The organism is Streptococcus sp. 20925_1_44 (genome assembly GCF_041432435.1).
GTDB classification, from domain to species: Bacteria; Bacillota; Bacilli; order Lactobacillales; family Streptococcaceae; genus Streptococcus; species Streptococcus infantis.
This window is the reverse complement of the sequence record NZ_JAPVZQ010000001.1, coordinates 269,585-282,757: the sequence shown is the minus strand read 5'-3', so window position 1 is coordinate 282,757 and position 13,173 is coordinate 269,585. Positions and strand designations below refer to the sequence as shown.

Sequence of the window (13,173 nt, the reverse complement as noted above, 5' to 3'; positions counted from 1 at the left end):
AAAGCTCGAATTTTCATTCGAACTTCATTTTTATTTTCTTGCAGCTTTTTCATCTTCTTCGAGCTGTTTTACCAGTTGTTCAATGCCGTCAAATTTCACCATATCTCGGATACGATCTAACCAATAGACGGTTACTATTTCGCCATAAATATCTTCATCAAAATCAAAGATATTCACTTCAAAACGCTCTTCCTCTCCATCGAAGGTCACGTTCTTTCCGACACTGGCCATTCCTCTATAGAGTTTTCGTTTGATTTCAATATCAACAGTATAGACACCATCTGCTGGCATATAAGTGCGGTCCAAAAGCACGAGATTTGCAGTAGGATATCCAATTGTACGGCCACGAGCATTACCATGTACCACAATTCCTTTTGTCGGAAGAGGGCTTCCTAGTAATTGCCCAGCTTCTTTCACATCCCCTTCTAGGATGGCTTGACGAATACGAGTAGAGCTAATCTTTCCTTTTTCATCTTCTACAGGTGGTACTACAACTACTTCTCCGTCGAAGATTTCTTTTAAATCCTCTGCTGATTTTCTATCAGAACCAAGACTATAATCAAATCCTACCACAATGGTATCTGCTTTGACTTCTTTGACAAAGGTATCTACAAACTCTTGAGCGGTCATATTGGCAATACGACTTGAAAAATCCATTAAATAAAGATTTTCGACTCCAGCTCGTTTAAACTTTCGTTCACGTTCTTCTGCATTTAGGATATGAAGTAAATTTTCTGGTGTATAGGGTTTTAAGGTTAACTTCGGTGATTCATGAAAGGTAATTAGAGCAACGCTTAATCTCTTCTTAGCAGCAATTTCACCAGCAATGCTAAATAATTTTTGATGACCAAGGTGAATCCCATCAAAATATCCTAATACTAGGACAGTCGGTCCCGGAGTTGCAATGTCTTTTTCAGTTTTAATAGGTATTGTTACAATCATAGTCATATTATACCAAAAAGAAGAAGGCATTCAAAACATTACGAATTTAAAAAGATTACAGGCTACTCTTCACTTCTTTTCTCAGTTGTTCCAAACTTTCGATTTGATACTTGTCCATAACTTTCGGTAGGTTATCAATGATATCAGGGCAGGCATATGGATTGGTGAAGTTTGCTGTTCCAACACCAATAGCTGACGCACCAGCTAAGTACATTTCTAGAGCGGCTTCAGCTGAATCGACTCCCCCCATACCGATAATTGGAAGATTAGTAGTTTGTGCTACTTGACGGATCAATTTGAGAGCAACCGGGAAGACTGCTGGACCTGACATCCCACCTGTTCCATTTGCAATGATTGGCTTTCTAGTTTTAAGGTCAAAACGCATACCAACAAGGGTATTAATCATAGTGAGACCACTAGCACCCGCATCCTCTACTGCTTTTGCGATGGTCACAATATCAGTTACACTAGGCGTTAATTTTACGTAGACAGGAACTGATGAAGCCTCTACGGCTGCTTTTACCACATCATAAGCTAAATCTGGGTCTTGCCCAATCAAAAGTCCGTGATTCCCATGATCGACGTTTGGACAAGAAATATTGAGCTCAATAGCTTTCACGTTAGGTGCCTTGGAAATACCACTAGAAACTGCTGCGTATTCTTGCTTTGAAAATCCAGCGACATTGGCAATGATTGGAAGATTCGGATACTCTCTTTGCAACCAAGGTAACTTTTCAGAGAGTACGACATCTAAACCAGGATTTTGTAGACCAATGGCATTCAGCATACCAGCAGGTGTTTCTGCCACTCGTGGAGTAGGATTTCCAAAACGTGGTTCAAGGGTAGTAGCCTTAATCATGATAGAGCCCAAGAGGTCCAAATCATAGTATTTGGCATATTCTTGACCGAATCCAAAACAGCCTGAAGCAGGAATGATAGGATTCTTTAATTCTAAGCCTGGTAGAGAGACTTGTAATCGATTTGTAGTCATGACACTCTCCTTATAAAACAACAGTTCCTGTTTTAAATACAGGCCCATCTTCACACACACGTTGACTGACTGTTTCACTATCTGGTACTTTCAATACGCAAGCGTAGCAAGCCCCCATGCCACAAGCCATACGAGATTCTAGGGATAGGTAAGCTCTGGGATGGTCATGGAAGGTTTGATTGATATATTTCATCATACCAGGTGCACCGCAAGAGTAGATTGCATCAAATTCAGTGTAAAATTCGTTAATCACTACAGAAACATTTCCTTTAATACCATAAGATCCATCATCAGTCGTTACAAAGACCTGACTAAATCTGGATAATTCATCTTCCAAAATAACAGCTTCTTTAGTAGCGAATCCTAAAACAGTTGTTATTTCAACACCACGCTCATTCAGTTGTTTAGCTACTTCGAGTAAGGGCGGCACTCCGATTCCACCACCAACTATAAGAACATGATTCTGCTTGTCTAAATCAGATAAATCAAAGCCATTTCCTTGAGGGCCCATAACATCTATGCTATCACCTGTTTTTAAGCTTGAAAAGATTGCTGTCCCTGCTCCTTCAACTCGATAGATAAGTCTGCATTGCTTAGTCACCTTATCAATTGATGAAATCGAAATTGGACGACGTAAGAGATGGACATCATCAGGTACACGCAAATGAAGAAATTGTCCAGCTTTCATAGCTTCAACCATTTCTCCTTCGAGAACTAGTTCAAAGATTGCTGGCGCGATTTCCTTCTGGGAAACTACTCTCATAACTTCCAAGCGAATGGCACCCATTCGTTTTTTACAATTTGGATTCATAACTTTTCCTCCTTAAATTTTAAGGGGATCAGATAAAGAAAAACCTTGCAATTGCAAGGTTTCAGGTAAGATATTGACACAAAAGTAGCAAATAAGCACTTGCTTACTTGTTTCCATTGTAGCTTCTTTTCTCTGACACCTTGTGAGTCTCTCTGGACTGCCCTTAAAGGTTAAATTTTGACTAGTATACTGTATCAAACCTAAAAAGTCAAGTAAAAATAGGTAAGGTATCAGCTCATAAAAGTTGCTTATTTTTGTGAAGAAAGAATCTTTTCTAATTTTTGATAATCTTTAACACTGTCAATTTCATAGATAGAGTTTTCTTCCAACTCTTCTACATATACATCTAGTTCTTTGATATTATCTTTGACCATGTTGTCCCAGTAGAGATCTACAAATTCACCGCTTGCATAGGCTTCATCGATAAATCCAACGATTTTTTCAGCTGTTGGAGCATCCCAAAATGATACACCACTCAAGATGCGTCCATTTTTGCTATCGACAATAATATCTTGAACTTTGTAATCATCTCCGTAAACGAGGAACCACTCATTATCACAATCTTCACGATAAACACTGAAATAAGTTGAACATTCGATATCATTACGGAACATATTCTTGAAAAGATAGTTATCCGCATCGATAACGTAGCTGTTAGCCAATTCTTCTTTTACCAAGTAAAGAGAGTAAAAGTTATTGTAATCAGCATACTTATCGTTGAAGACCAAACGAACCCCGTACTTTTCTTTAAGATAGTCGAATTGTTCTTTTAAATAACCGACAACGATTATAATGTCATCAATTCCACGTTCTTTCAAAAATTCGATTTGATATTCAACCAATGGTTTTTGATTGACTTTAACCAAGGCTTTGGGAGTATTTTCTGTCATGGGTCTCAAACGAGTTCCCAATCCCGCTGCTAAGATAATCGCTTTCACGCGTTTTCTCCTTTATTCTTTAATAATAATATAAACACCAGCCATTACGATAAGGGAAGTAATAATGGTCAGTAAATTAAGGGGCGAGCCCAAGAAAATCGCTGCAAACAAAACAGTCCATACTACATAACTCACATTTAGACCAGTAGCTTTTGCTGGCTGCAATCGATTGATAGCCATATAGTAGGCAAGATAAGAGATCATATTAAATGCCGCAAAGACAATTAATAGACCAAACAATTGTCCATTTGCCACTTCTGCAAATGAATGATGCGAGAAGAGAACAATAACAAGATAGGACAAGAAAGATGTGACTTGTCTTATCAAGAGGGCTTCGAGTTCGCTGAGTTCACTTTCCATTGCAAAAGAGCTTAGAACACTTTCACTTCCCCAAGCAAGCGCACAAATTAATGCGCAAAGGATTCCGATATAAAAGGAATTGACCTGTTCAACCTTGTAGGTCTGAGCAATAATTCCTGCAATGATTAATAAAATTCCAAATACTGTATTCTTCGAAATCTTATGCTTTAAGAAAAAGAAAGCGAGAATGACAGATACTGCAGGATAAATAGCTGAAACTGAGGATGCTAATGAACTACCGATATATTTGACCGCATAGAGATTGGCTTGCATCCCAATTGGCCCAGCCAATAGTGCTCCGATAATAACACTGACATTTCGAATGTTCAAGAAGATTGAAAAACGTACCTTTCCTTCTTTAACTAGAAGATATCCTAGCAAGATAAAAATACTAAGAAAGTCGTGCGCTGCTGCTACTACAAAAGGTGACAAGTCAGTAAATATAGAAAAGATATAAGCACTAATGGTTAGCCCTAATCCCCAAAAAATCCCTGAGATAAGTCCAAAGGAAACTCCATTTTTAGTCTTCATCAATACCTCCCTGAGACTGCAATTCTTTTACAGCTCTATTATAACGAGTGATTCCATAATCTCCAAAATCTGCACCATTTTCTTCTTTGTAAATAGTCCAAAGACTCCAAATAATGTCTTGTAAAATCTTATAGATACGAATTTTCTCTCTCGAAACAGGAGTCTTGTCACCCTCGTAATAAGCTAGAAAGTCTGCCTCTTCTTCCGGTGTAAATTCAGATTCTAGAAAGAGTGCTGCAAGGTCCCACATCGGATCGTTCATGGAAGAATATTCCCAATCAATCAGATAAAGATGTCCGTCTGGTCCTTCAATAAAGTTTTCTGGAACCAAATCAATATGACAAGATTTCTTATCAACTCCAATTTTCTCAAGCTCATTTTTTAAAGAAAGAACTGATTTTCTGACAGTTTCATAGTTTGGATAAGAAATCTCCCCTTGAATCAATGATTCATATTTTTTGATTTCCTCAAAAGGAGCAAACTCTCCTTTTAATTCTTTACCAGAAGCATGGATCGTTTGTAGAATTGGAGCAATTTTTTCAAATTTAGTTTTTATGGTATTTGAATCTAATGTTTCTGCATTTTCAATGTATTGATTGACTTTGATACCAGCTTCAATATCAAAAAGATAATTCTCTACATCTAATTTCAAATCTTTCAACAATTCAAGATTGAACTTTTCATTCTGGCGGTCGATTAATTTATCCGTACCTTTACCGAAAAACTTAACGATGTACTGGTTTGAGGATGTTTTAATCAAATAGTTTTGATTGGTCATTCCACCCAACTGTTCAACGCTCTGAATTTCTTCGTCACCAGATAATAAAGAAGCAATCTTTTCTTTAACGATGTCCTTCACAATTATCCTCCATTAGACTTCCCACTTAAATACTGTCTTGAAGGCAGTATTAAGGTCTGTTGCAAAAACTCGATGAATATCCTTAATCTCTCTTACTGGTTCTTCTAGATAAATGATATTCTTCAAACGATTGGCAAACTTCTTAATCTCCATCATTTGGATGGCATTTTCAAAGTCAACTCTTCCAGAACGAGAAGATCCAACTAATAACAAGCCTTTTTCCAATGAATCACGAGTATTGATATTAACTTTATACTCACTAACTCCCATCATCAAAATGGTACCTTGTGGTTTAATGTAGCGAATCAAGTCATTAATAGCAGGTCCACATCCATCACCACCACAGCATTCGAAACCATGGTCAAAACTAAGATCCTCTGGAATGCTATCAGTAATGTAGAGCTCTTTTGCAAATGAGAATAATTCTAATTTCTCCCAGTGACGTCCGATAACAATAATCTCAGCTTCAGGCAAGGTGTAGTTGATAATATTGGCCATGACAAAAGCTAAACTTCCATCACCAATGACAGCGATGCGTTGACGTCTGCTGTGAGATACCGTCATGAAACGATTCATAGCATGCATGCCAACACTGACAAACTCTGTAATGGCAGCAACTGTATCTTCGATATCTTCGTAAGCTACCACACGATCCTTAGGTAGAGAAACGAATTCTCGCATAAACCCATCATAACCACTTGAAAGGAAATATGTTCCAGTCATGTAATTTTCGTAGAATTCCTCATCACTTTGCATAGGTGGTTGATTTGGAATCATAACAACCTTCTGACCAACTTTGTAAGTACCCGTTGGATCAGAAATGACTGTACCACAAGACTCGTGAATCATAGCCATTGGTAGTTTTTTCGCTAAAATTTTTGGATCGCGTTTACCTTGGTAATAACGTTGATCCGCGTGACAAACCGCCATGTAATTTGGTCGGATGAGGATATGATTCTCTTGATCAATTTCTTCTTCCTGATATTTAATATTAATAAACTTTGGTTTTGTCAGTTGATAAATTTGATTAATCATGTCTTTAGTCTTTCTCAATCATGCTTTTAGCAATCTTCAAGTCTGTAACTGTCGTAATTTTAAGGTTTGAATATTCACCTTTTGCTAAGGCTACATCTTTACCCTTAATGACAAAGATTTTACATGCATCTGTTAAAATTTCTTTTTCTTCTGCTGATAAAGAACCATACAAATCAATAAAGTCTTTACAACGGAAGGTTTGTGGAGTCTGTCCTTGGTATAGATGAGCGCGATTTGGAATATCTGTGATAAACTGACCGTTTGTACTTTCAACAATGGTATCTACGGCTTCAACTACAGTATCAACAGCGTCATGATTTTGTGCGAGAGCAATGTTATCTTGAATCATTCGAAGTGTGATAAAAGGACGAACTGAGTCATGTGTGACCACGATATCATCTTCTGTGATTGGACGATAAGCATCGATAGCTTCAATAATCTTTTCAATACTAGAATTACGATCCGCCCCACCTTTTGTGATGATGATACGGTCCTTGTGGAGTGGAAGGAATTTTTCAACTAAATCTTCTGCGTGTGTCACCCAGTCTCCGTGAACTCCAACCACAATCTTTTCGATACTTGGCTCTAAGACAAATTTTTCAATTGTATGAATCAAGATTGGGCGGTCTCCCAACTCAAGAAATTGTTTGGGTAGGTTACTAATACCCATGCGCGTGCCGGTTCCACCTGCTAAAATTCCAGCGTAAATCATTTTGATACTCCTTTGGTTTATTCTAAAAACTCATTCTCTACCATTATACCATAATCTTGCACTATCATGAAGCAAATACTAGTTTTCTCTAGTTAGAAACTAATGATGCGAGCACTTTATGCTTAGAGCATTTAAGAAATGAATCCTTGCATTCTTATTTCTCGATTAAAATAGAGTTCTTCAGAATAATATAGAAAGCTTAAAGAAACCTTAAATCATTGGTTGATATGTATAGAGAACCTGAAATTTTAATTAGACTTTTCCAATTAAAATTGTTAAAATAAAATGGAAAATAAAAGAAAAGGAAACTATCTACCGCCATGATGAATATGCAAAACATGATGCGTCAAGCTCAAAAACTTCAAAAACAAATGGAGCAAAGCCAAGCTGAATTGGCTGCTACAGAATTTGTTGGGACTTCTGCTCAAAACCTTGTAACTGCTACCTTGACTGGTGATAAAAAAGTCGTAAAAATTGATTTTGATCCTGCAGTTGTGGATGCTGAAGATATTGAAACACTTTCAGATATGACTGTTCAAGCGCTCAATGCTGCTCTTGAACAAATTGATGAAACTACTAAAAAGAAACTTGGAGCATTTGCTGGTAAGTTACCATTTTAATTATATTCTCAAAAAGAGGCTGGTTTACAGCCTCTTTTAATTTATGTTAATAAGCAAAGAACTCAGTTGCTTTATTTAGCAATAAGTCACTATATTCAGGGTCTTCCTGAGCCGTTACTAGTTCTTCTTTTGTTCTTTCCAAGTCATCCGTAATCATTCCGTCAACTCCTAGGTGAAAAGACTTATTAAATGATTCCGAACTATTGATTGTCCATACATAGAGTTTTTGATCAGTATTCCATAGTTTCGTCACAAAGTATTCATCTAAAGTAGAATACTCCATTGTGTAGCCTGTAGCAACCGTTCTAGGAAATACAGAATTATAGGGAAGAATAAAGTATACAGGAATATCTGTGTCATACTCTATCACTTTTTCAACAACCTTATAATCCAAGGATTGTATTTGATGACCATAAACCTTAATTTTTGCACCGTATTTGTCTAGAAAATGTTCCATCATCTGCGGGCTATCTTTGTGGCTGGTCTTAATCTCAATGAGAAGTTTCTGATGCAGTTCATTTGCACGATTCAGATAATCATCAAAACTTGAAATCTTTGTCTCATAACCATTCTCATGAATATCAATCTGCTTTAACTCTTCTAAGGTCAAATCCTGTGGTGTTTTATTAATACCAGCTAAGCCTTTAAGATTAGCATCATGCATCATAACAAATTGACCATCTTTAGTTTCCTGGATATCCATCTCGATTAAATCTGGTTTTAACTGCGCAGTCTTTTCTAAGGATTCTACTGTATTTTGGACACCATTTCCATTCGATACACCACGGTGTGAAATCACAAGCGGTGGATTGACTACAGGAGCTTCCAGATAATTATAGCCTTCAATCGCAAAGAAAATACTTGCACAAACCATGACCCCCCATCTCATGATATGGTCCTTCTCTCGCCTTGGCATAATGTCAAGCTCTTCTCCCGTTAAGAAGGACGTAAATTTCACAAGGAAATAGGTCAGTGCCATATAGTGGAAATTCTTGATAAGAACGAAGTTGCAAATAGCAAGGAGTAAAGATTCTCTCTGAGTAAGGCTATCCACTATATACTGGGTTGATAGTAAAGGGATGAGAGGAAGATAGAAGAATAGATTGGTTTTTACAATAATTAAGAATAAATGCCAGGCATAAAACCAAAAATAATTTCTAGTTTTATCCAAACTATAAATGATCGCTTCCTTGACCGTCATCTTTTCATAAAAGACCTTAGGTAGAGTGAACATCAAGCGAACAGAAACATAGAAGAATAAGACTGATAAGATAATAATGGCTATCCACCACATCCAGTACTTATCTTCCATGTAGGTTTGAATAAACTCTGGTATTACGATTTTATTGAAATAATAAATCTTAAATATCTTCCTGATAAAAGGAAATAGCATTGCTACAAATAAAAAGATAAACAAAGCTTTTGAAATAGTCATCTTCTTCATAAAAGCAAGGCTTTCACGAAATACTTTTCGACTATATTCTATAAGAGTCCTTTTTTCGTGATATAGGAGGTGGCGAGCTCCAATAAAGAGGATACTAAGTTGAAAATAGGCTACAAGTAGATTGATGGCTATTAAGATTACAAAGCCAAGACTGACTATGGGTGCGTTTTTTATAATCTCAAAAATATTGTTGTAGGAAATAAACAAATATCCAGTCTGGCTTAGTAAAAATCCAGCTATCACTGAGTTTAGTGGCAACCAGATATAGTCGACCAACATAAAAATTAGAAAGAATAGAAATAGGATTTTATCTAGATTAAGGTAAATCTTTTTAAAACCCAATTTTTTTGGTTTTTCAGGTTTCATAAAAACTCCTAATCAAAAAGTTGTGATAAATCCAAAGCACCAAATGGATTCGAATTAAGACTACTTTGAGAATTGAGTAACAGTCTACTCTCATCTGACTCCAGAAAAGCTTCATACACTCGAGCAGTCATACGAGCATCCTCTAGACTATTATGAGATTGCCCTTTAAAACCCAGAAAATTAGCCACAGTTTGTAATTTTAGATTAGCAATTCCATGAAGATCAGAACTACGTCGATCCAGTGCTTCATTATAGACATCAACTAGATATTGATGACTATAGTCAAATCCATGCTCTAGTAGAATTGGTAAATCACTTTTTGCTGCATTATAACCAATAAGAGGCAAGTTACCAACAAAAACTTGAAATTTTTGCAGGACTTCTTCTACCTTTGGTGCGCCTTTCAATGTCTCTAAAGTAATCCCCGTCAAATCATTAATAAAACTCTTCAAAGGAACATCAGTATAGACATAAGAGTCAAATGCTCCTACTTCTTTACCTTCTTTAAAATGCACTGCTGATACTTGAATCAAATGAGTCTTATCCTGGTGTTTATTGAATTCTAAATCAAATGAAATATATTCTCTTAATGTTTCCATCTTATCAATCCTTATTGATTTGTAAAAAGAAACCACCTGGTCTAGTCCTAGAAACCAAGCAGTTTTTTCTTATTTGCCAAATATGCGAGCAAAGAAGCCTTTCTTCGATGCCTGAACTTCTTGCTTAGCTTGATCCAACTCCAACTGAAGTGTTTCTTGATCCTTCATAGCTTGAAGGGTTAACTGTTGTTGTTGATCCAATTGCTTATCTTTTTCAGCGATTTGGCGGTCTTTGACACGCATCTGTTCATCTTTTTCAGCCAGTTGCTTATCTTTAGCCTTCAATTGCTCATAAAGACGAATGATTTCAGCGTTCTTTTCATCAACAAGAATTTCCATGAGTTCTCGTTGCTTAACTTCATCACTAACCGGTTCATCTTCAAAGATAGTCTTTTTGTAGATTTCTTCAAGTTTGATCAATCCACTGCGAGTAACAACAGTAACACCCTTGTCGTTTTTTGTAATATCTTCTTCTGGTAATTCTTTGACACGATTATTGATTGCTTGTCGGGATAGTCCCAAGACCTCAGCAATCTCACTGACAGTCATTTCAATACTCATAATATCCTCTATTTTTCTCTAGCTTTTCTTAAATTAAATCTTATCATAAGTAAGCAAAACTGTCAAATAACACTGTATTTTCAATGGTTTTTTAAAACATAAAATGTAAAAACTATTTATCGGCTAATATTTTAAAAAGATGAGAGCATCTGATCTTTAGACTAGTAGATAAAAATCGTTTAATCAATAAAATTTTAAGAGAAAACCTTTCTTGGTTTGTAGAGATGATCACGTTTCTCCATAATAGCAAGTAGCTTCTCGCCTTCGAAAGCGGCAACTTCCTTCTCGCTATACTCTAACTCAATAAAACGACCATAACGGACTTCATCTGCCTGCTCAGGAGTCAAGTTTACTTTTACTAAATCCCCTGTACCAATCTCAAGAGGATAAAGAAAATCTAGTTTTCCAGCCTCTACTTTTTGGGCAATTTCTTCTAAGGTCAAGGAATCTTCTAACTGTAAACCAGCTGCACTAGTCCGTGTAAGATGAGACATATGAGCTGCATAACCAAGCTTCTCTCCCAAGTCAACCGATAAGGTACGGATATAGGTTCCCTTGCTACATTTTACTCGGAAGGTAAAACGCGCAAGTTTATCCTCGTAGGAAATGGGACTGGTTCTTTCAAAACTATAAATGGTCACCTGACGTTCTGGACGCTCGACTTCCTGACCAGCACGCGCATACTCATAGAGCTTGCGACCATTGACCTTGACAGCTGAGTACATTGGTGGAATCTGGGTGATAGGCCCTGTCAGACTAGCAATGGCTTCATCGACAAGTTTTTCATCCAGTGGAGACAAAACAGGAGTCTCTGCGACAACTTCCCCACTAGCATCCTCGGTCGTTGTTGAATATCCCAGAGTGATTTCCCCCTCGTAGACCTTACCCTCATCCTGCATGAACTCTACCATGCGAGTCGCCTTTCCCACAGCAATGGGTAAAACGCCCACTACATCCGGATCCAAGGTACCACCATGGCCAATCTTCTTAGTCCCCAAAATCTTACGCAGTTTAAAAACCGCATCATGCGAGGTCATCCCTGCTTCTTTTTTTAAGTTGATAATACCGTTCATGTTTTGCTTTCTCATTCTCCCTTCAAAGCATCAAACTTAGCCTTCATGGTCGGATTTTTACGAGTCAATTTTTTAACAGAAACATCATCCAACTTATTGTTTGCGAGGCGGAGTTGGTTTTCTGATGTGGTCAAGAATTTCTTGACCTCTTCCATGCGTTTGATGGCCTTGTCGATTTCGTCAATAGCCTTACCGAAGTTAACAGATGCTGAATTGTAGTTCTTGGCAAAGGCCACTTTGAAAGCATCTAGGTCTTCCTCGAAATGGGTAATATCAATATTTTGTTCTCGGATAAGTGCTAATTCTTGCTTGTATTTAAGAGAGTTAAGAGCTGCATTGCGCAAAAGACCAATCAACTGAATAAAGAACTGAGGACGGACCACATACATCTTCTCATACTCGTGGCTGACATCCACAATCCCTGTGTTGAAGTAGTCATTATCAGCCTCAAGCATAGTCACTAATACGGCATACTCACAGTTCTTCTCACGTCGATCCTTATCCAACTCCTTGTAGAAGTCTGCATTCTTATGCTTCTTCTCTGTTCCGTCCGCTTCATTTTTCATCTCAAACATGATGGAAATGAATTCTAGCCCATTTTCATCAAAGTCACGGAAGATAAAATCGCCCTTAGAACCACGTGCTGAAACCTTGTTGTCCTTTTCGAAATAAGCGTTTGGAAAGGCAAAGCTACGAACCTTGTTAAACTCACTTTCCGCATACTGCTCAAGACTTTCTCCAATAGCCTTGGTTGATTGTTGGGCCTTGAAATTCTTGTAAAACTCAACCTGCTCATTAGCTGCCTTAAGCTGAGCTTCATAGTTTTGCTTAACTGAAGTCAGAGAAAGCTCGTTTTCTTTTTCTTGTAGAAGGAGCTGATTTTTGACCTGGTCTCTTTCTTTCTCTAGATTAGACAGTGTCTTTTGCAGCTGATTCTCATGCTCCAAGCGTAAGGTAGCCAGCTGATTCTCCAGTGCTTGAACTTCTTTTTCCTTCTCTAGCAGACTTTGACTAGCACTTTGCTCTACTTCTTTTTTGGCTAATTCTTTTTCGGTATCAAAGTTCTGAATTTGACTTTGTAGCTGGGCAATTTCTTGGTCTTTTTGCGCAAGTTTTGTCTGCTGTTCATTCATGGCTTTTTGCTCAGCCAAGGCCAGCTCTTGCTTCATGCGTTCATGCAATTCCTTATCAAACTCTACAGTTCGAACTTGAGAAATTAGCTCTGCATATTGGCTTTCATTAACTGTAAAAACTTCCCCACAATTTGGACATTTAATTTCGTTCATGATTTTCCTCTGTATTTAACATTACTACATTCATTATAGCATGGA

Annotated in this window: 14 protein-coding genes; 1 reads left to right on the top strand and 13 read right to left on the bottom strand. The window is 37.4% G+C overall.

Features of this window, described 5'->3' with window-relative positions; genetic code table 11:
* Nucleotides 1-30: 30 nt before the first annotated feature.
* The 8 genes from O3643_RS01325 to O3643_RS01290 all read right to left on the bottom strand — a co-directional run bounded on the left by O3643_RS01325 (nucleotide 31) and on the right by O3643_RS01290 (nucleotide 7,179).
* On the bottom strand, nucleotides 31-942 hold the full coding sequence (locus O3643_RS01325; RefSeq protein WP_371499290.1) for a bifunctional riboflavin kinase/FAD synthetase: 912 nt from the start codon (nucleotides 940-942) through the stop codon (nucleotides 31-33).
* 55 nt (nucleotides 943-997) lie between these two features.
* A complete protein-coding gene (locus O3643_RS01320) occupies nucleotides 998-1,981 on the bottom strand; it encodes a dihydroorotate dehydrogenase (protein WP_371499700.1) in 984 nt (327 codons plus the stop codon).
* Nucleotides 1,944-2,744 carry a dihydroorotate dehydrogenase electron transfer subunit gene (locus O3643_RS01315; protein WP_371499288.1) on the bottom strand — a complete coding sequence of 267 codons (801 nt, stop codon included), beginning with the start codon at nucleotides 2,742-2,744 and terminating at the stop codon, nucleotides 1,944-1,946. Before O3643_RS01315 ends, O3643_RS01320 begins: the two co-directional genes overlap by 38 nt.
* A 248-nt stretch (nucleotides 2,745-2,992) precedes the next feature.
* A complete protein-coding gene (locus tag O3643_RS01310) occupies nucleotides 2,993-3,682 on the bottom strand; it encodes a sugar phosphate nucleotidyltransferase (protein ID WP_371499286.1) in 690 nt (229 codons plus the stop codon).
* A 12-nt stretch (nucleotides 3,683-3,694) separates the two neighbouring features.
* Nucleotides 3,695-4,573, bottom strand: coding sequence for a DMT family transporter (locus O3643_RS01305; RefSeq protein ID WP_371499284.1), 879 nt, complete (start codon nucleotides 4,571-4,573; stop codon nucleotides 3,695-3,697).
* Complete coding sequence (locus O3643_RS01300) at nucleotides 4,563-5,432, bottom strand: phosphotransferase (RefSeq protein ID WP_371499282.1); 870 nt, start codon at nucleotides 5,430-5,432, stop codon at nucleotides 4,563-4,565. The genes O3643_RS01305 and O3643_RS01300 overlap by 11 nt, the downstream gene beginning before the upstream one ends.
* A gap of 12 nt (nucleotides 5,433-5,444) precedes the next feature.
* The gene (locus tag O3643_RS01295) at nucleotides 5,445-6,467 is read right to left on the bottom strand and encodes a ribitol-5-phosphate dehydrogenase (protein ID WP_006148454.1); all 1,023 of its coding nucleotides are present in this window, start codon (nucleotides 6,465-6,467) and stop codon (nucleotides 5,445-5,447) included.
* 4 nt (nucleotides 6,468-6,471) lie between these two features.
* On the bottom strand, nucleotides 6,472-7,179 hold the full coding sequence (locus O3643_RS01290) for a 2-C-methyl-D-erythritol 4-phosphate cytidylyltransferase (RefSeq protein WP_006151754.1): 708 nt from the start codon (nucleotides 7,177-7,179) through the stop codon (nucleotides 6,472-6,474).
* A gap of 320 nt (nucleotides 7,180-7,499) precedes the next feature.
* On the opposite strand from O3643_RS01290, the gene O3643_RS01285 reads away from it, so the two are divergent.
* Nucleotides 7,500-7,799, top strand: coding sequence for a YbaB/EbfC family nucleoid-associated protein (locus O3643_RS01285; RefSeq protein WP_142557396.1), 300 nt, complete (start codon nucleotides 7,500-7,502; stop codon nucleotides 7,797-7,799).
* Nucleotides 7,800-7,845: 46 nt separating this feature from the next.
* Here O3643_RS01285 and O3643_RS01280 read toward each other — a convergent pair whose 3' ends face one another.
* The 5 genes from O3643_RS01280 to O3643_RS01260 form a co-directional block, all read right to left on the bottom strand.
* A complete protein-coding gene (locus O3643_RS01280) occupies nucleotides 7,846-9,609 on the bottom strand; it encodes a glycerophosphoryl diester phosphodiesterase membrane domain-containing protein (protein ID WP_371499279.1) in 1,764 nt (587 codons plus the stop codon).
* 8 nt (nucleotides 9,610-9,617) lie between these two features.
* Nucleotides 9,618-10,208 carry a 3'-5' exonuclease gene (locus O3643_RS01275; RefSeq protein WP_371499277.1) on the bottom strand — a complete coding sequence of 197 codons (591 nt, stop codon included), beginning with the start codon at nucleotides 10,206-10,208 and terminating at the stop codon, nucleotides 9,618-9,620.
* Between the two features lie 69 nt (nucleotides 10,209-10,277).
* Nucleotides 10,278-10,769 carry a DUF536 domain-containing protein gene (locus O3643_RS01270; protein ID WP_371499275.1) on the bottom strand — a complete coding sequence of 164 codons (492 nt, stop codon included), beginning with the start codon at nucleotides 10,767-10,769 and terminating at the stop codon, nucleotides 10,278-10,280.
* 194 nt (nucleotides 10,770-10,963) lie between these two features.
* A complete protein-coding gene (truB, locus tag O3643_RS01265; protein ID WP_371499698.1) occupies nucleotides 10,964-11,842 on the bottom strand; it encodes a tRNA pseudouridine(55) synthase TruB in 879 nt (292 codons plus the stop codon).
* An 11-nt stretch (nucleotides 11,843-11,853) separates the two neighbouring features.
* The gene (locus tag O3643_RS01260; RefSeq protein WP_371499273.1) at nucleotides 11,854-13,128 is read right to left on the bottom strand and encodes a DUF2130 domain-containing protein; all 1,275 of its coding nucleotides are present in this window, start codon (nucleotides 13,126-13,128) and stop codon (nucleotides 11,854-11,856) included.
* Nucleotides 13,129-13,173 lie beyond the last annotated feature (45 nt).

Coding starts and splice junctions, on each gene's coding strand:
- O3643_RS01325 (WP_371499290.1), bottom strand. CDS start 942: ATGATTGTAACAATACCTATTAAAACTGAAAAAGACATTGCAACTCCG.
- O3643_RS01260 (WP_371499273.1), bottom strand. CDS start 13,128: ATGAACGAAATTAAATGTCCAAATTGTGGGGAAGTTTTTACAGTTAAT.
- O3643_RS01305 (WP_371499284.1), bottom strand. CDS start 4,573: ATGAAGACTAAAAATGGAGTTTCCTTTGGACTTATCTCAGGGATTTTT.
- O3643_RS01320 (WP_371499700.1), bottom strand. CDS start 1,981: ATGGGCCTGTATTTAAAACAGGAACTGTTGTTTTATAAGGAGAGTGTC.
- truB (WP_371499698.1), bottom strand. CDS start 11,842: ATGAACGGTATTATCAACTTAAAAAAAGAAGCAGGGATGACCTCGCAT.
- O3643_RS01290 (WP_006151754.1), bottom strand. CDS start 7,179: ATGATTTACGCTGGAATTTTAGCAGGTGGAACCGGCACGCGCATGGGT.
- O3643_RS01285 (WP_142557396.1), top strand. CDS start 7,500: ATGATGAATATGCAAAACATGATGCGTCAAGCTCAAAAACTTCAAAAA.
- O3643_RS01280 (WP_371499279.1), bottom strand. CDS start 9,609: ATGAAACCTGAAAAACCAAAAAAATTGGGTTTTAAAAAGATTTACCTT.
- O3643_RS01295 (WP_006148454.1), bottom strand. CDS start 6,467: ATGATTAATCAAATTTATCAACTGACAAAACCAAAGTTTATTAATATT.
- O3643_RS01275 (WP_371499277.1), bottom strand. CDS start 10,208: ATGGAAACATTAAGAGAATATATTTCATTTGATTTAGAATTCAATAAA.
- O3643_RS01315 (WP_371499288.1), bottom strand. CDS start 2,744: ATGAATCCAAATTGTAAAAAACGAATGGGTGCCATTCGCTTGGAAGTT.
- O3643_RS01270 (WP_371499275.1), bottom strand. CDS start 10,769: ATGAGTATTGAAATGACTGTCAGTGAGATTGCTGAGGTCTTGGGACTA.